General features: G+C 72.5%; 17 protein-coding genes and 1 tRNA gene. 7 read left to right on the top strand and 11 right to left on the bottom strand.

The features are described 5' to 3' along the window. Positions 1–6: 6 nt before the first annotated feature. Positions 7–80, bottom strand: a tRNA-Pro gene (locus ACFT4A_RS06225). A 101-nt stretch (positions 81–181) separates the two neighbouring features. Between ACFT4A_RS06225 and ACFT4A_RS06220 the strand changes: the two genes are divergently transcribed. The 3 genes from ACFT4A_RS06220 to ACFT4A_RS06210 all read left to right on the top strand — a co-directional run bounded on the left by ACFT4A_RS06220 (position 182) and on the right by ACFT4A_RS06210 (position 2,411). Next, on the top strand, positions 182–748 hold the full coding sequence (locus ACFT4A_RS06220; protein WP_382826413.1) for a DUF309 domain-containing protein: 567 nt from the start codon (positions 182–184) through the stop codon (positions 746–748). Between the two features lie 73 nt (positions 749–821). After that, positions 822–1,592: a precorrin-6A synthase (deacetylating) gene (gene cobF, locus ACFT4A_RS06215; protein ID WP_382826411.1), complete on the top strand. Its 771-nt coding sequence runs from the start codon at positions 822–824 to the stop codon at positions 1,590–1,592. A gap of 18 nt (positions 1,593–1,610) precedes the next feature. Beyond that, positions 1,611–2,411, top strand: coding sequence for an HAD-IIA family hydrolase (locus ACFT4A_RS06210; RefSeq protein WP_382826410.1), 801 nt, complete (start codon positions 1,611–1,613; stop codon positions 2,409–2,411). 24 nt (positions 2,412–2,435) lie between these two features. On the opposite strand, the gene ACFT4A_RS06205 is transcribed toward ACFT4A_RS06210, so the two are convergent. Then, positions 2,436–3,209, bottom strand: a complete 774-nt coding sequence (locus tag ACFT4A_RS06205; RefSeq protein WP_382826408.1) for a sulfite exporter TauE/SafE family protein — start codon at positions 3,207–3,209, stop codon at positions 2,436–2,438. Between the two features lie 74 nt (positions 3,210–3,283). Beyond that, positions 3,284–4,471: a thiolase family protein gene (locus ACFT4A_RS06200; RefSeq protein WP_382826407.1), complete on the bottom strand. Its 1,188-nt coding sequence runs from the start codon at positions 4,469–4,471 to the stop codon at positions 3,284–3,286. A gap of 251 nt (positions 4,472–4,722) precedes the next feature. Between ACFT4A_RS06200 and ACFT4A_RS06195 the strand changes: the two genes are divergently transcribed. Both ACFT4A_RS06195 and ACFT4A_RS06190 read left to right on the top strand, forming a co-directional pair. Beyond that, on the top strand, positions 4,723–5,205 hold the full coding sequence (locus tag ACFT4A_RS06195) for a Dps family protein (protein WP_382826406.1): 483 nt from the start codon (positions 4,723–4,725) through the stop codon (positions 5,203–5,205). Between the two features lie 39 nt (positions 5,206–5,244). Beyond that, the gene (locus ACFT4A_RS06190) at positions 5,245–5,589 is read left to right on the top strand and encodes a DUF3140 domain-containing protein (RefSeq protein ID WP_382486225.1); all 345 of its coding nucleotides are present in this window, start codon (positions 5,245–5,247) and stop codon (positions 5,587–5,589) included. A gap of 55 nt (positions 5,590–5,644) precedes the next feature. Here ACFT4A_RS06190 and ACFT4A_RS06185 read toward each other — a convergent pair whose 3' ends face one another. From ACFT4A_RS06185 to ACFT4A_RS06150, 8 genes are all read right to left on the bottom strand, one after another. Continuing rightward, on the bottom strand, positions 5,645–6,334 hold the full coding sequence (locus tag ACFT4A_RS06185) for an SDR family oxidoreductase (RefSeq protein ID WP_382826405.1): 690 nt from the start codon (positions 6,332–6,334) through the stop codon (positions 5,645–5,647). Further along, the gene (locus tag ACFT4A_RS06180; protein ID WP_382826403.1) at positions 6,331–7,212 is read right to left on the bottom strand and encodes a cupin domain-containing protein; all 882 of its coding nucleotides are present in this window, start codon (positions 7,210–7,212) and stop codon (positions 6,331–6,333) included. The genes ACFT4A_RS06185 and ACFT4A_RS06180 overlap by 4 nt, the downstream gene beginning before the upstream one ends. Then, positions 7,209–8,570, bottom strand: coding sequence for an amidohydrolase family protein (locus ACFT4A_RS06175; protein WP_382826402.1), 1,362 nt, complete (start codon positions 8,568–8,570; stop codon positions 7,209–7,211). The genes ACFT4A_RS06180 and ACFT4A_RS06175 overlap by 4 nt, the downstream gene beginning before the upstream one ends. A 45-nt stretch (positions 8,571–8,615) precedes the next feature. Continuing rightward, positions 8,616–9,596 (bottom strand): alpha-ketoacid dehydrogenase subunit beta, encoded by a 981-nt coding sequence (locus tag ACFT4A_RS06170; RefSeq protein WP_382826400.1) that lies wholly within the window; start codon positions 9,594–9,596, stop codon positions 8,616–8,618. Then, on the bottom strand, positions 9,584–10,561 hold the full coding sequence (locus ACFT4A_RS06165; protein ID WP_382826399.1) for a thiamine pyrophosphate-dependent dehydrogenase E1 component subunit alpha: 978 nt from the start codon (positions 10,559–10,561) through the stop codon (positions 9,584–9,586). The genes ACFT4A_RS06170 and ACFT4A_RS06165 overlap by 13 nt, the downstream gene beginning before the upstream one ends. Further along, a complete protein-coding gene (locus ACFT4A_RS06160; RefSeq protein WP_382826397.1) occupies positions 10,561–11,886 on the bottom strand; it encodes a M24 family metallopeptidase in 1,326 nt (441 codons plus the stop codon). The genes ACFT4A_RS06165 and ACFT4A_RS06160 overlap by 1 nt, the downstream gene beginning before the upstream one ends. A 52-nt stretch (positions 11,887–11,938) precedes the next feature. Then, on the bottom strand, positions 11,939–12,577 hold the full coding sequence (locus tag ACFT4A_RS06155; protein WP_382826395.1) for a helix-turn-helix domain-containing protein: 639 nt from the start codon (positions 12,575–12,577) through the stop codon (positions 11,939–11,941). An 84-nt stretch (positions 12,578–12,661) separates the two neighbouring features. After that, positions 12,662–13,828: a sensor histidine kinase gene (locus ACFT4A_RS06150; RefSeq protein ID WP_382826393.1), complete on the bottom strand. Its 1,167-nt coding sequence runs from the start codon at positions 13,826–13,828 to the stop codon at positions 12,662–12,664. Positions 13,829–14,000: 172 nt separating this feature from the next. On the opposite strand from ACFT4A_RS06150, the gene ACFT4A_RS06145 reads away from it, so the two are divergent. Beyond that, complete coding sequence (locus ACFT4A_RS06145) at positions 14,001–14,732, top strand: response regulator (RefSeq protein ID WP_382826391.1); 732 nt, start codon at positions 14,001–14,003, stop codon at positions 14,730–14,732. 110 nt (positions 14,733–14,842) lie between these two features. Beyond that, on the top strand, positions 14,843–15,661 hold the full coding sequence (locus tag ACFT4A_RS06140) for a hypothetical protein (protein WP_382826389.1): 819 nt from the start codon (positions 14,843–14,845) through the stop codon (positions 15,659–15,661). The last annotated feature ends 30 nt before the right edge of the window (positions 15,662–15,691 follow it).

The raw sequence follows: 15,691 nt of genomic DNA, 5'->3' as shown, positions 1-15,691 counted from the left end.
TCCAAGTCGGGACGACAGGATTTGAACCTGCGACCCCTTGACCCCCAGTCAAGTGCGCTACCAAGCTGCGCCACGTCCCGATGCGCGCCCACTCGCGGGTGAAACCGCGTGATCGCGCGAACAGCACCTTACCCCACACCCCTGGCCGCGCCGAAAACGGCCCGGGCGGGACAATCGGCGTATGGGCAGCAACGGCAGCAAGGGAAGCGCGGAACACACGGGAAGCTCCTCGGCGGACCGGGCGGGCGACGCCCGGGACCGCGACAGCGAGGGGCGGGCACGCAACGCCCGGCCGCGGGACGGTCTGGGGCGGCCCCTGCCGTACGGCACGGACGGTGTGCCCCGGCAGCCCGAGGGCGTGGTCCGCACGCCGGAGGAGACCGTCGCCGAGGCACAGCGGCTGCTGGACGAGGGAAAGCCGTTCCACGCGCACGAGGTGTTCGAGGACGCCTGGAAGTCGGGCCCCGACGCGGAGCGGGAGCTGTGGCGCGGTCTCGCCCAGCTCGCCGTCGGCCTCACCCACGCCGCCCGCGGCAATCTCACGGGCGGTGCACGGCTGCTGCGACGCGGGGCGGGCGCGACCGAGACGTGGGCCTCCGGCTCCGGGCAGCCGCTGCCGCACGGCATCGACCTGGCGGGCATCGCCGGCTGGGCCCGGGAACTGGCCCAGGACGTGGAACGGGACGGCCGCGCCGTGGACGCGGGGGCACGGGCGCCTCGGCTCCGGGGAGCGGGCGCGGGGCGCTGAGCAGACCCCTGAGCAGGGGCGCGGGGGCCGAGCCGGTGCGGGGGCTGTCAGTGGTGTGCGGCAGACTCGGGGTGTGCGAAAGATTCATGTCATCGGTATCGGCGCGGGCGACCCCGAGCAACTGACCCTGCAGGCGGTCAGGGCGCTGCGGAGCACGGACGTGTTCTTCATCCTGGAGAAGGGCGAGGTGAAGGCGGACCTCACCCGGCTGCGCCGGGACATGCTCGACACGCACCTGACGCAGGGGACGTACCGCGTCGTCGAGGCGCGTGACCCGGAGCGGGACCGGGCCGCCGACGGCGCGGCCTACTCCCCCGCCGTCGGTGACTGGCGCAGCGCCCGCGCCGACATCTACGAGCGGCTGATCGCGGAGGAGCTCGGCGAGGAGGAGACCGGCGCGTTCCTGGTGTGGGGAGACCCTTCGCTGTACGACAGCACGCTGGGGATCCTGGAGGAGGTGCTGGAGCGGGAGGCGGTGGCGTTCGAGTACGACGTCATCCCCGGCATCAGCAGCGTCTCGGCGCTCGTCGCCCGGCACCGGACGGGACTGAACCGCATCGCCCGGCCCGTGCAGATCACCCCCGGGCGGCGGCTCGCCGAGGGCTTCCCTGAGGGTGTGGACGACGTGGTGGTGATGCTCGACGCCCACCAGACCTTCCGGCAGTACGCGGGGGAGGACGTCGACATCTACTGGGGCGCCTATATCGGCACTCCGGACGAGATCCTGGTGTCCGGCCCGATCGCCGAGGCCGCGCCCCGCATCGAGCGGTTGCGTGCCGAGGCCCGTGAGCGCAAGGGCTGGATCATGGACACGTATCTGCTGCGCAGGCACCCCCGCGACTGACGGGGCTATCGTCCGGACATGGAGTCCGTGCGTGCCGTACTGATCGACATCGACGGGGTGCTCACCGTGTCGTGGCGGCCCCTGCCCGGGGCCGTGGAGGCGTTGCGGGAGATCCGGGAAGCCGGGCTCGCCGTCCTGCTGGTCACGAACACGACCTCCCGTACGCGGGCTTCGATCGCCGGGGCGCTGGCGGACGCGGGGTTCCCGGTGTCCGCCGAGGACATCCTGACCGCCCCCGCGGCCACGGCCGCGTATCTCGCCGAGCACTGTCCCGGCGCCCGGTGCGCCCTGCTGAACAGCGGCGACATCGAGGAGGACCTCGACGGTGTGACCCTCGTCGACGCGGCGGACACCGGGACCGTGCCGGATGTCGTGCTCGTCGGCGGGGCCGGTCCCGAGTTCGGCTGGGCGGCGCTCGACCGGGCCTTCGGGCAGTTGCAGCGCGGGGCCCGGCTGGTGGCGATGCACCGCAATCTGTACTGGCGTACGGACGAGGGGCTGCGGCTGGACGCCGGTGCGTTCCTGGCCGGGCTCGAGCAGGCCGCCCGGGTGGAGGCCGAGATCACCGGCAAGCCGGCGCGGGCGTTCTTCGAGGCGGCGCTCGCCCGGGTGGGCGCCGGTGCGGGAGAGGCCGTGATGGTGGGCGACGACGTCGAGTCCGACGTCCTCGCGGCGCAGCGGGCCGGTGTCACCGGGGTCCTCGTGCGGACCGGCAAGTTCCAGCCGGAGGCACTCCGGGCTGCCGACGGCACGCCCGACCACGTGATCGGCTCCTTCGCGGACCTTCCGGCGCTGCTGCGGGGCTCCGCGCGGCGGTAGTCGCCGGTCGGCGCGGCAAGGGCTTCAGCGCAGCAGGAGTTGCAGTCCGCCCACGATCGTCGCCGCGATGACCAGCTGCTCGAACAGCCGCTGGTTGATCTTGTTCACCGCCCACTTGCCGAAGAGCGCGCCGGGGACGACGAACACGACGAGCGCCAGGTCGAGGAGTAGCGAGCGGCCGTCGATCAGGCCGAGTCCGGCGCTGAAGGGCAGCTTGGAGACGTTGACGATCAGGAAGAAGAAGGCCGACGTACCGAGGAATCCGAGCTTGCGGAAGCCCGCGGAGAGCAGGTACATCGACATCACCGGGCCGCCCGCGTTGGCGACCATGGTGGTGAAGCCGCCGAGCACGCCGTAGGAGCGGGCCTTGGCCCGGCCCGCCCGGCTGGTGAGCGAGTCCGGTTCCTCCTCCGCGTCCGCCGTACGCCGGCGCCACACCGTCACGCCCGCCATCAACAGCAGGATCGCGCCGATCGAGGTCCGTACGATCGCGTCGTCCGCCCACATCAGGAACACCGTGCCGACGACGACGCCCGCGGCGACCGCCGGGAACAGCCGCCACAGGGTGGGCCAGTGGGCGTGCCGCCGGTAGGTGGCGACGGCCAGCAGGTCCCCGGCGATCAGGACCGGCAGCAGGACGCCGGTGGAGGCCCGGGCGGGCAGCACCGCGGCGAAGATGGCGAGGCTGACCGTGTTGGCCCCGCTCACGGCGGTCTTCGAGAAACCGACGAGGAGGGCCGCGAAGGCGAGTGCGGCGAACTCCCAGCCGGTGATGTTCCAGAGCGTCATCGTGTTCATGCGAACACTGATGCTATGTGCACCGAACGGGGCCCTGTAGTGCCGTCTCGCCTGGTGGCCCCAGAGGCGCCGGTCTACCCCCGTTCGACGAGAAGCGCGCTGCCCTGCCCGACCCCCACGCACATCGTCGCCAGCCCTCGCCCCGCTCCCGTACGCCGCATCCGGTGGAGCAGTGTCGTCAGGATCCGGGCGCCCGAGCAGCCCAGGGGGTGGCCGAGGGCGATGGCGCCGCCACTCGGGTTGACCAGGTCGGGGTCGATGCCGAGCTGGTCGACGCAGGCCAGGGCCTGGGCCGCGAAGGCCTCGTTGAACTCGGCCTCCTCCAGGTCGCCGACGCTCCAGCCGGCGCGGGCCAGGGCCTTGCGGGTGGCGGGGACCGGGCCGATGCCCATCACGTCGGGGTGGACACCGGCGGAGGCGCCGGCGACGTAGCGGCCCAGGGACTGAAGGCCCAGTTCGTTCAGGGCCTCCTCGCTGACCAGGAGGAGACCGGCGGCGCCGTCGTTCATCGGGGAGGCGTTGCCCGCGGTGACCGTGCCGCCGTCCCGGAAGACCGGCTTCAACCGGGACAGCTTCTCGTACGAGGTGTCCTCGCGGACACACTCGTCGGTGTCGACGACCACGCCGTCGGGGCGGGTCACGGGCAGGAGTTCGTCGTCGAAGTGGCCGTCCTTGCGGGCGAGGGCGGCCCGTTGGTGGCTGCGCAGGGCGAAGTCGTCCTGGCGTTCGCGCTCGATGCCGTAGCGGGCGGCGACCTCCTCCGCCGTCTCGCCCATGGACAGCAGTCCGTGCAGGTCCCGCATCGCGGGGTTGACCAGGCGCCAGCCGAGGCGGGTGTCGACGGTCTCGATGCGGTGGGGCAGGGCCTCGTCGGGGCGGGGCAGGACGAAGGGTGCGCGGCTCATCGACTCGGAGCCACCAGCGATCACGATGTCGGCCTCGCCTGCGGCGATGGTGCGGGCCGCCGTGGTCACGGCCTCCAGGCCCGACGCGCAGAGCCGGTTGACCGTGGCCCCGGGGACGGACTCGGGGAGGCCCGCGAGCAGGGCGGCCATGCGGGCGACGTTGCGGTTGTCCTCGCCGGCCTGGTTGGCGGCGCCCCAGTAGACGTCGTCGACGCGGGCCGGGTCCAGCGCGGGCACGTCGCCGACCAGGGCGCGGACCACGGTCGCGGCGAGATCGTCGGGCCGCACCGAGGAGAGGGCTCCCCTGAGCTTGCCGATGGGAGTGCGGCGGGCGGCCGCGAAGTGGACGGGACGCACGAGAGGACTCCTCACACACCGCACATTAATTAGCACTGCTAGTTTCGGACTATAGACCCTCGTCCCGCCGCCTGTGAAGATCCCGGGGGCGCACGGGTTCGGGGCGGGCATCGCCGCAGGTCGGCACGTCGTTCCGAGGCGGATGACGAGCGCGTTTTGCACGGGTACGCCCGGGGCACCCGCGCGGTCGTGGAGTGGCGTCACGCGCCGCTCCGGACCACGAAGAACGACGCGAGAAGGAGAAGCGCCCCATGACGGCCGTGAGGAGCACACTGTCCGACGAGGCCCGCCGGGTCTCCTGCGAGGCACTCCAGGACACCCTGGTCGATCTGCTCGGACTCTCGCTGGTCGGGAAGCAGGCCCACTGGAACGTCGTCGGACCGCGCTTCCGGTCCGTCCACCTCCAGCTCGACGAGGTGGTGACGGCCGCGCGGAACTTCGCCGACACGGTCGCGGAGCGGTCCGCGGCGCTCGGTGTGCCGCCGGACGGCCGGCCGGAGACCATCGCCAAGACGTTCACCCTGCCCGGCCCCGAGGAGGGCTGGGTGCGTGACTCGGACGCCGTGCAGGTCCTGGTGGAGGCCCTCGAGGACGCCGTCGGCCGGCTGCGCGAGCGCATCGACGCGACCGAGAAGGCGGACCTGGTCACCCAGGACCTGCTGATCGGCATCACCGCGGAGCTGGAGAAGCAGCGGTGGATGTTCGACGCCGAGAACTTCCCCCGCCAGGGCTGACCGGCGCACGCACGTACGTACGGAAGGAAGGGGCATCCGATGACCGACGCCCTCGAACTCGACGCGCTGTGGGAGGACTTCCACCGCGTGGTGAACATGACCTCACAGGAGCTCGCCGCCTGGTTGCGGATGCGCGACGCCGACGAGGACGCGGAGCCGCTGCCCGACCAGGCGGGGAGCGAGACCGGACAGCACGTCCTGGCGATCCTCCAGAAACGGCGCACCGACCTGACCGAGGACGATCTGCGGGTGATGCGGAACGTCGTGGACCGGGTCACCTCCCAGGTGGACCTGGAGAACGAACCGCTGCCCGAGGTGACGGCCGAGGACACCCGCCGCCGGCACCGGCTGATGACCGTCGGCCACGACCCGCTGAAGGCGTAGCGCCGAGCCGCGAGCAGCGGGGCGGCCTCCGGCGTGGCAGGAGGCCGCCCGCTGCTCAGCCCAGCAACCACCCCCCGTCCACGGTCAGTTCGACCGCGTTGACCGAGCGGTTGCGCAGCAGGAAGTCGACCGCGTCCACCACGTCCGCCATCGTGGCGAGGCGGCCCGTGGGCGTCTCGGTACGCAGTGTGGTGAGCACCTTCTCCGGCTTGGCCTGCCAGTAGGGGCTGTCGCCGACGACACCGGGATGCACGGCGTTGACCCGGACGGGAGCGAGTTCGACGGCGAGGGAGTTCATCAGGCCGCGCACGCCCGCGTTGACGGTCGCCACCGTCGTCGCGCCCGGATAGGGGCGCTCCTTGGCCTGTCCGCCGAACAGCACGATGGCGCTGTCGTCGTGCAGTCGGGTGCGCAGCGTGTGCACGACCTCGGTGTAGCCGACGAGCTTGAGGGTGACCAGACGCAGCGCGGCGTCGATGTCGTACTCGGTCACCTTGTTGTCGTCCCGGGAGACACCCGCGATCACCAGATGGTCGACGCGGCCCATGTCGGCCAGCGCCGCCGCGACCTCCAGCGGTCGCGACAGGTCGAGGGCGAGGCCCCGGGCGCCGAACTCCTTGGCGAGCGTGTCGGCCCGGTGGGCGTCGCGGCCGGTCAGGACCACGTCGTCCCCGCACTCGGCCCGGGCCCGAGCGAACTCCAGGCCGATCCCCGAGGTGCCTCCGACGACAAGGACACTGCTCATGACTCCTCCTCAAGCGCCTGGCGCAGGTAGTCCCAGTCCCGCGTGAACCGGTAGGAGTGCCGTGACGGCGGCTGCGGCGCCTGTGTCTCCAGCCACCGCAGGGGCCCCTGCCCGGCGTTGACGAACCCATGCACGCAACCGGCGCCCGCCCAGGCGAGGTCGCCGGGTTCCAGCCGGTACCGCTCGCCGTCGAGGGTGGCCTCCGCCACGCCCTCGAGGATCAGATACGTCTCCTCGAAGGGGTGGTCGTGCGTGCCGATGACGCCGTCGGACGCGTACCGCACCATGAACATCGTCGAGGCGACCGCGCCCAGGTCGCCGTCGACCATCATCTTCACGGTGATGCCGCTGTAGACGAGCAGCGCGGTGCGCATGCTCGCCGTGGCGGCCAGCAGGTCCTGGGACTGTTTGCCGGGATCCATCTGGTCGGGCTCGAAGTGCCCGAAGGTCCGGGTGCGCGGGTCGCGGACGTCGATCCGGACCGGGTCGCGGGCGGGCAGCTCCGGCACCGCCTGGGTGTCGTGCCCGTAGCGCGCCCGCGGCACGGGGGCCAGCATGTCCGCCCAGCACCCGCCGGTGTCCCCTGCCCCGCGCCAGGCGTGCGGAACGCCGGTCGGCAGGAGGCCGTAGTCGCCCTCCTCCAGGAGGTACGACCCGTCGGGCACGTCGAGGATCACGGCCCCGTCGAGGACGTGGAAGATCTCCTCGTACGAGTGCACATGGGCGGGCACGCGGCCGTCCGGCCGCAGTTCACAGAGGCCGAAGCCGGTGTGCACGCTGCCGTCGTCCTCGCCGACCAGCGTCCGCCGCCGGTGGCCGTGGCCGTCGTACGGCGGATCGGGCCGGTCGGCGGCGCGGCGCACCAGGTGGTTCGTCATGCGGGGGCCCTCTCCCCCTTCGCCTCCTTCGCCGCGAGGAGCCGGTCGCGGGACTCCTCGACGAGCCGGCGGGCCCGCCCGGTGTCGGCGAGCAGCCTCCCGTCGCGCTTGTGGATCACGCCGTCGACCAGGACGGTGTCGACGTTGGACACGTCCGCGCACAGGGTCACGGCGGCTGCCGCGTCGTGCACGGGGGCGACGTTCGGCGCGGTGGCGTCGATCGCGACGATGTCGGCACGCTTGCCGGGGGTCAGCGAGCCGGTGCGGTCCTCGAGACCCGCGACATGGGCGCCGTTGACGGTGGCGATCTCCAGCATCCGGCGCGCTGTCAGCATGGTGCTGGGCGCCGGCATGTTGGCCTGCCAGCAGTCGGCGTTGACGCGGGCGCGTTCGGCGCCGAAGGCGGCGCGGATCTGGGTGAACATGTCGCCGGGCACGGTGGTGACGACGTCGATGCTGAGCGAGGGCCGCAGTCCGTGCTCGATCGCCTGCATGACGGGCGGCCAGCCGTGCCCCATCTGGAGCTCCACCTGCGGCGCGACCGACACCGTGCCGCCGCTGTCGGCGACCATCCGCCACTCCCCCTCGCTGAAGTAGCAGCAGTGGACGTAGGTGGTGTCGGGGCCGAGGAGCCCCATGCCGTGGAGCTGCCTGACCATGCCGAAGCGGCCGGCGAGGCGCCCCATGGCGACGTGCACGGTGATCGGGATGCCCAGCTCGCGCGCCAGGGCCCACTCGGCGGCGACGACCTCGTTGACGCAGAAGCCGGGGCCACGGGTGGCGAGGCCCATGGTCAGCAGGCCGTCGTCGGAGGCGAAGTGCGTCGACCGGATCCTGCGGACGTCGTCCGCCGGGATCGCGACCTTGCTCTCGAACCAGTACTCGGCGAGGGAGGTGTTGGCGCTGCCGTACGCGTACTGCGCCCGGATGCCGGTTTCCTTCAGGCCCTGGATCGCGGCATCCGGGTGCTCGGGGGTGTTGTTGATGTGCGACCAGTCGACGAGCGTGGTGATGCCGGCGTTGAGGCATTCGAGCGCGCCCGCGAGGTTGCCGGCGTAGACGTCCTCGGGGGTGTAGAGGGGTGCGAAGCTGTCGAGGACGTCGACGAAGTAGTCGTCGAGGGTGGCGTCGGGGGCGACGCCCCGGATCGGGGCCTCCCAGGTGTGGCGGTGGGTGTCGACGAAGCCGGGGATGACGATGCGGCCGGTCATGTCGAGGATCTCGGCATCGGCGCTGATCTCGGGCCGTACGGCCGCGATCCTGCCGTCCTCGACGAGGACGTCCCCCTGGGGCAGGTCCCCGATGTCGGGGTCCATCGAGATCACGTGACCGGAGCGCAACAGTGTCCTTGTGGTCATCGCGCTTCCTCCCATGGGCTGTTCGGTACGGGGCCGGCGGGCAGCTCAGTAGGCGGCGAGTCTTCGCACCGCCGTGACGACTTTGCCGACGGTGGGGACGACCTGCTCCTCCAGCGCGTCGGCGAACGGCAGCGGGACACACTCCCCCGTCACCCGCCGTACGGGCGCGTCGAGCAGGCCGAAGCCCTCGTCGGCGACGACCGAGACGACGGTGGCGCCCCAGCCGCCCTGGTACGGGTTCTCCTCGACGGTGACGAGCCGCGAGGTCTTGCCCAGTGAGGCGAGGACGGTCGCGGTGTCCAGCGGGACCAGCGAGCGCAGGTCGATCACCTCCGCCTCGATCCCCTCCCCCGACAGCACGTCGGCGGCCCGCAGGGCCAGGGGCACCGTGGAGGCCAGCGTGACGAGCGTGACGTCCGTGCCCTCGCGCACGACGGCGGCCCGCCCCAGCTCGACGAGGTGACCGGGCGGTGGCGGTGTCCCCTTGGTGGCCAGGAGGGCCTTGTGCTCGAAGAAGACCACGGGGTCGTCGCTGCGGATCGCCGCCGCCAGCATGCCGATGACGTCGGCGGGCGTCGCCGGTGCCGCGATCCTCAGGCCGGGGACGGTCAGCGCCCAGTTCTCGGTGGCCTGGGAGTGCTGGGCGCCGAAGCCCAGTCCGCCGCCGTTGGCGGTGCGCACGACCAGGGGCACGGTCACCTGGCCGCCGGTCATGTAGCGGACCTTGGGGATCTCGTTGGCGAGGTAGTCCCAGCAGCAGGCCAGGAAGTCGGAGAACATGATCTCCGCGACGGGCCGCATCCCGGTCAGGGCGGCGCCCATCGCCGCGCCCACGATGGCCTGTTCGGAGATGGGCGTGTCCCACACCCGCCCGGGCCCGAACTCCTTGTGCAGCCCCACGGTCGTCTTGAACACCCCGCCGGCCGCGCCGATGTCCTCCCCGAGGCACACCACCGACGTGTCCCGGCGCATCTCGCGCGCGATGCCCTCGGCGACGGCGTCCCGGTAGGTGATCACGTCCGCCATGCGACACCTCCGTCGGCCCACACGTCGGTCAGTGCCTCCCACGGGTCGGGCGGCGGCGCGGCCTTCGCCGCCTCGACGGCCCGCTCCACGACGGCCCGGGCCCGCTCGTCGGCCTCGGTGACGGCCTCCGCCCCGATGCCCAGCTCGGCGAGCCGTCCCCGCGCGAGGTCCAACGGGTCGTGCTTCAGCCACCGTTCGACCTCCTCGGCCGGGCGGTAGGCCGCCGGGTCGGCGCGGCTGTGCCCGTAGTGGCGGTAGGTCTCGGCCTCCAGCACGGCGGGCCCGTCTCCGGCCCGGGCCCGCCCCGCGAGCCACTCCACCGCCTCCGCCACGGCCACCACGTCGTTGCCGTCGACCACCTCGCCCGGGATGCCGTACGCGGGCGCCCGGTCGGCCGCGGGCCGGGGCACCGCCGTGACCTCCGCGATGGGCGTGTACTCCATGTACAGGTTGTTCTCGCAGACGAACAGCACGGGCAGTTTCCACACGGCGGCCAGATTGAGCGACTCGTGGAAGGCGCCGATGTTGGTGGCGCCGTCGCCGAAGAAGGCGACCGCGAGCTGCTCGGTCCCCCGCAGCCGGGCCGACCAGGCCGCGCCGACCGCCATCGGGAGGTGGGCTCCGACGATGGCGTACGAGCCGAGCATGCCGGTGGCCGCCTTGGTCAGGTGCATGGAGCCGCCCTTGGCCCGGCACAGCCCGGTCGCCCGGCTCATCAGCTCCGCCAGGCACTCCTCGGGCGTGGCGCCCCGGGCGAGGGCATGGTGGTGGCCCCGGTAGGTGGCGAACACGTAGTCGTCCGGGCGCAGGGCGGCACTCGCGCCCACGGCGATCGCCTCCTGCCCGGCGGCGAGGTGGGTGGTGCCCTTCACCAGCCCCTGGAGGAACAGGTCGTGGGCGGCCTTCTCCGTACGGCGGATGACGGCCATCCGCTCGTAGGCGGCGAGGAGCCCGGCCGGTTCCATCACGGCGACCCGGTGTTCAGGTGCGACTGTGACTCCCGGCAGGTGTTCAGCTCGCCGCCCACCGTCCAGTACTTGCGCCCGGCCACCAGCAGTTCCTCGGCGGGGAACTTGGTGATGACCTCGCAGCCGTCGGCGGTGACGACCAACTCCTCCTCGATGCGGGCGGCGGACCAGCCGTCGGCGGCCGGCCAGTAGGTCTCCAGGGCGAACACCATGCCCTCCTCGAGGACTTCGGGGTGGTCGAGGGAGACCAGGCGGCTGAAGATCGGCTTCTCCCAGATCGACAGGCCGACACCGTGGCCGTACTGCAGGGCGAAGGCGGCGGTCTCGTCGGCGAAGCCGAACTCCTCGGCGCGCGGCCAGACCCGGACGATGTCGGCGGTGGTGGCCCCGGGCCGGACCAGGGCGATCGCCTGGTCCATGTACTCCCGGCAGCGCACATAGGCGTCCCGTTGCGCGAGGGAGGCGCTGCCCACGGCGAAGGTGCGGTAGTAGCAGGTGCGGTAGCCGAGGTGGCTGTGCAGGATGTCGAAAAAGGCCGGGTCGCCGGGGCGGATCAGACGGTCGCTGTAGACATGCGGGTGCGGTGAACAGCGCTCGCCCGAGATGGCGTTGACGCCCTCCACGTACTCGCTGCCGAGGTCGTAGAGGACCTTGCTGACGACCCCGACGCACTCGTTCTCGCGGACGCCCGGGCGCAGATGTCCGTAGAGCTCCTCGTAGGCGGCGTCGACCATGGCGCAGGCCTGGGTGAGCAGGGCGATCTCGTCGCCGGTCTTGATCCGGCGGGCCTCCAGGAAGACCTGCTGTCCGTCGACGACGTCGATGCCCTCGGCGCGCAGGGCGGCCAGGACCGGCATCTCGGCGACGTCGACGCCGAGCGGTTCGTTCACCGACCCGTGCTCGCGCAGCTCGGCGGCGATCTTGGCGGCCACGTCCTCGGCGATCCCGGCGTCCGGGTGGAAGGCGCCGCGCAGGGTGGAGATGCCGGCGCGGGCGCCGGTGGGCGGGCCGCCCTTGCCGTCGCTGTAGTCCAGCCACGGGTTGTACAGCTGGTGGTGGCGGGCGGCGGAGCCGAAGTCCCAGACGACCGGTTCGCCGTCGCGGACCAGCAGGGCGAAGCGGATCAGCTTGTCCATCGCCCAGGTGCCGATGTGTGTGGCCGTCATATAGCGGATGTTGGCGAAGTCGAAGCTGAGCACCGCGCCCAGCTCGGACCGGTTCAGGGACTCGTGCAGCCGGGCCAGCCGCTGCCCCCGCAGCCGGTCCAGGTCGATGCGCTCTTCCCAGTCGACGGCGTTGGGGCCGTATGTGCGGATCGCCATGGCGACCACCCCCACTTCGGAGTGAACGCCCGGGTGCCGGGGGTGTCAAGTGTCACTGAACATCGCCCGACACGAACCAGACGCCCACAGCGGGTACCTCTCCATCGTTGCGGTATCGGTGGGGAGTCGTCGACTCGAAGCAGACGGCATCGCCCGGGCGCACCGTGTACTCGTCGAAACCGAGGGTGAGGACCAGCTCGCCGGAGGTCAGATAGCCGTACTCGGTGCCCCCGTGCCGCATCAGTCCGCCGGAGCCGGCGGAGGAGCCGCCGGGCCGGTAGGTCACCAGCAGGAAGTCGATGTCCGCGCCCGGCACCCGGCCGAGACGCTCCCACACGACCCCCGAGTCCAGCTCCAGCGTCTCGCGCTCCCCCGCGACGGCCAGCGGGCCGATACGCCGCCCCGGGTCGGCGGCGAAGGCCGCGAGGGCGTGCGGGAGGGAACCGGGCGTGCTCGCGCCCACCACGGGCGCCGGGGCCCGTGCGTCGAAGAGGGACTCCACGGAGATCCCGAGGGCCGTCGTGATCGCGTACAGCGTGCTGACGGAGGGCTGGCTCTTGCCGGTCTCGATCTGCGACACGAGGCTCGCCGACACACCGACCTCCCGGGCCAGCGCACGCAGGCTCGTGCCGCGCTCCAGCCGGGCCTGCCGGATACGCGCGCCGACCGGCGGCACGACGGCGGGGGACACGGGCGGCTCCTCTCGCGCGCGGCGGGTGTACAGCTTCATTGAACAGCGCGCGTGAGCCCCGAAGCCAGGCGTCGGACGCCTCGCTCAGCGCTTCCCCGCCGGAAACGCCGCCCGCACCTGCCAGCCCGCTCCCCCGGCGCGCGGCCCCGCGCGCAGTTCGCCGCCCAGCGCGGTCACCCGTTCCGTCAGGCCGACCAGGCCGAAACCGCCGCCGTGGGCGGCCTCCGGGAGCTGGGTGCCGCCCTGGCCGTCGTCCTCCACCCTGACCTCCAGCCGGTCGCCGGGGCGGGCCAGATGGACGGTGACCCGGGTGGCGTCGGCCGCGTGGCGCCGTACGTTGGTCAGCGCCTCCTGGACGACCCGGAACGCCGCCGCCTGCACCTCGTGCGGCACATCGTCGGAGACGTCCGGGTCGCGGTGCAGGACGGACTGCTGGACCGGGCTCGCGAAGCCCTCGACCAGGTCGGAGATGCCGGCCAGGTCGCCGACGGGGCGGCGGTCGGCTGCCTCGGGGCCGGTGTCGCGCAGCACGCCGACCGTGCGGCGCATGGAGGCCAGCGCCTCGGTCGCGGCGTGCTCGATACCGGCCAGGACGGGGTCCAGGTCCTGCGGCTGCCGCTCGGCCATCATGCGGGCCACCTGCGTCTGCACGAGGATCCCGGTGACGTGGTGGGCCACGAAGTCGTGCAGGTCGGCGGCGATCGCGACGCGTTCGGCACGGCGGGTGTCGACGACCGCGACGGTGCGCCGGTAGTCCAGGGAGCGCAGGTACGCGGCGAGTCCGGCGGTGAGCCCGATCAGGAACAGTCCGATCGCGGCGTACGCCGGCACCTCGTCCTGCAACGACCGGAAGTACCGCACCGGCAACAGCAGCAGGGCCACCCCGTCGAGCACACCGCACAGCAGAGCCCACGGCCATGGGCAGTGGCGTACGGCGATGAACAGCAGGCTCAGCAGGATCGCGACCTCGCCCGGCCCGAACGGCACCTCCGCTCGGTCCGTCAGCAGCACCCCCGTCGTGAAGAGCACGGAGATCAGGGCGGGCCCTGCGGTGCGCAGCTGGGGGGTGAGCCACCGCGGCCGCCGCCCGTCCGGCCACAGCACCGCGGCGAGACCGGCGAGGAGCACCGCCGCCGACGGCCAGGGGGCCTGGCCGAAGCCGCTCGCGATCAGCAGGTCGTAGACCGCGGCCGCCACGAGGAACCCGACGCCGAAGCCCCGGACGCAGCCCCGGGGGGAGGTGGATCTCATGCGGATCACGGTAGGCGAGGCCCCCGCACGGCGGGATCGGCCGAACGGCCGAGGGCCCGCCCCCGGACCTGGCCGTTCGGCGGAGGCGCGCACCCGGGACCGCGGACAAGGCTGGAGCCTCGTCCGCCCGACGCCCCCCTGCCCGGTCCCGACCCTGAGGCATGATCGACCCATGACGAACCCCGTCCCACCGGGCCCCGCCGGTCGCTCCGGCGCTCCCATCCGGGTGCTCATCGCGGACGACCAGGACATGGTCCGCACCGGTTTCCGCTTCTTCCTCGACGCCCAGCCGGACATCACCGTGGTCGCCGAGGCCCGCGACGGCGAGGAGGCCCTGGCGCTGGCCCGCCGTGAGCGGCCGGACGTGTGTCTGCTGGACATCCGGATGCCGAAGCTGGACGGACTGGAGGCGACCCGGCTGCTGGCAGGACCGGATGTCGCCGACCCGCTGCGGGTGGTCGTGGTCACCACCTTCGATCTCGACGAGTACGTGTACGGCGCGCTGCGCGGCGGCGCCTGCGGCTTCCTGCTCAAGGACTCCGGCCCGACCCTGCTCGCGGAGGCCGTCCGTGCCGCCGCCGCGGGCGACTCGCTGGTCTCCCCGTCGGTCACGGTCCGTCTGCTCAGGCACATCACCGCCGCTCCGGCCTCCGACAGTGCCCAGCAGCCGGTGTCCCCGGCCCCCGCGGCCCCGCTCCAGGAGCCGCTGACCGAGCGCGAACTGGACGTGGTCCGCCTGGTCGCCCTCGGCCGCACCAACGCCGAGATCGCGGCCGAACTGTACGTCTCGCTCTCCACGGTCAAGACGCATCTGTCCAGCGTCCAGCTCAAGCTGGCCGCCCGGAACCGCGTCGAGATCGCGGCCTGGGCCTGGCAGAACGGGCACGCGCAGACCGGAACGTGAGACGTCCGCACTCCGGGCGGCGCTCACCCGAACAGTCCGGTGCCGGTGGTGGCCCGCCGGAGCCGGTGGTGCGCTGAGGACACGCGTCACGCTCTCAGGAGGCACTCCCGATGACCCGTCGCCCGTCCCCGCTCGCCCGCGTTCTCTCCACCGCCCTGGCCGCAGGCACGCTGCTGGCCACCGCCGCCTGCTCGGACGACGGAGACGGATCGCGCGCGTCGGGCATCACCGCGACACAGGTCGCCGGGAAGCAGCAGACCCCCTCCCCCAGCGCCACCCTCACCGAGGACGGCGCCCGGGCCGCGCTGATCACCGAGGCGGACATCGAGGACGACTGGACCCAGGTCAAGGACACGGAGGCCGAGAACTGGAACGACAGTCTGGTCATCGGCACGGTCGACGTCTCCGACTTCCTCACCGCCAAGACCGACGCCGCCGACTGCCAGCGCCTCATGAACTCCCTGTTCGACGACGATCTGCTGGGCAGGCCGTCGGGAGCGAACGCCTTGCGCGGCTTCGAGCAGGGTGACTCGCGCCTGCTGTACCAGGTCGCCTCCTACGACCGGACCGACCCGCAGGACTCCCTGAGCTGGATGGCGACCCTGCCGGAGAAGTGCGACCAGTTCACCGTCACCGAGGACGGCGAACAACGCACCGTCCAGGTCATCGAGACCTCGCTGCCGAAGGTGGGCGACGCCCGTCAGGGCCTGCGCGTGACGGTGCAGGGCACGGCCGGGGGCGCGGAGGCCACACTGACCCTGACCGTGGCAGCCGTACGCGTCGGCAACGACGCCATCACCGTCACGGCGGGCGGGCTCGACGGGGACGAGCAGGACTCCGCCGAACAGGCGGTGAAGATCGGCACCCAGAATCTGAAGGACGTGCTGGCCGGCAAGACGCCCTCCCCGGACCCCAGCGAGGTCGAGTAGGGCCCGCCGTTCTCTCCTGCACGCCGACCG

It is taken from the genome of Streptomyces sp. NPDC057099, assembly GCF_042671245.1.
In the GTDB taxonomy this organism is placed as follows: Bacteria; Actinomycetota; Actinomycetes; order Streptomycetales; family Streptomycetaceae; genus Streptomyces; species Streptomyces purpurascens.
This window is presented reverse-complemented; position numbering and strand designations above follow the sequence as displayed.

Excerpts from the sequence above, each read along its gene's own strand:
- ACFT4A_RS06220 (WP_382826413.1), top strand. The coding sequence starts at position 182 with ATGGGCAGCAACGGCAGCAAGGGAAGCGCGGAACACACGGGAAGCTCC.
- ACFT4A_RS06210 (WP_382826410.1), top strand. The coding sequence starts at position 1,611 with ATGGAGTCCGTGCGTGCCGTACTGATCGACATCGACGGGGTGCTCACC.
- ACFT4A_RS06205 (WP_382826408.1), bottom strand. The coding sequence starts at position 3,209 with ATGAACACGATGACGCTCTGGAACATCACCGGCTGGGAGTTCGCCGCA.
- ACFT4A_RS06195 (WP_382826406.1), top strand. The coding sequence starts at position 4,723 with ATGACGGCCGTGAGGAGCACACTGTCCGACGAGGCCCGCCGGGTCTCC.
- ACFT4A_RS06190 (WP_382486225.1), top strand. The coding sequence starts at position 5,245 with ATGACCGACGCCCTCGAACTCGACGCGCTGTGGGAGGACTTCCACCGC.
- ACFT4A_RS06185 (WP_382826405.1), bottom strand. The coding sequence starts at position 6,334 with ATGAGCAGTGTCCTTGTCGTCGGAGGCACCTCGGGGATCGGCCTGGAG.
- ACFT4A_RS06180 (WP_382826403.1), bottom strand. The coding sequence starts at position 7,212 with ATGACGAACCACCTGGTGCGCCGCGCCGCCGACCGGCCCGATCCGCCG.
- ACFT4A_RS06175 (WP_382826402.1), bottom strand. The coding sequence starts at position 8,570 with ATGACCACAAGGACACTGTTGCGCTCCGGTCACGTGATCTCGATGGAC.
- ACFT4A_RS06170 (WP_382826400.1), bottom strand. The coding sequence starts at position 9,596 with ATGGCGGACGTGATCACCTACCGGGACGCCGTCGCCGAGGGCATCGCG.
- ACFT4A_RS06165 (WP_382826399.1), bottom strand. The coding sequence starts at position 10,561 with ATGGAACCGGCCGGGCTCCTCGCCGCCTACGAGCGGATGGCCGTCATC.
- ACFT4A_RS06160 (WP_382826397.1), bottom strand. The coding sequence starts at position 11,886 with ATGGCGATCCGCACATACGGCCCCAACGCCGTCGACTGGGAAGAGCGC.
- ACFT4A_RS06150 (WP_382826393.1), bottom strand. The coding sequence starts at position 13,828 with ATGAGATCCACCTCCCCCCGGGGCTGCGTCCGGGGCTTCGGCGTCGGG.
- ACFT4A_RS06145 (WP_382826391.1), top strand. The coding sequence starts at position 14,001 with ATGACGAACCCCGTCCCACCGGGCCCCGCCGGTCGCTCCGGCGCTCCC.
- ACFT4A_RS06140 (WP_382826389.1), top strand. The coding sequence starts at position 14,843 with ATGACCCGTCGCCCGTCCCCGCTCGCCCGCGTTCTCTCCACCGCCCTG.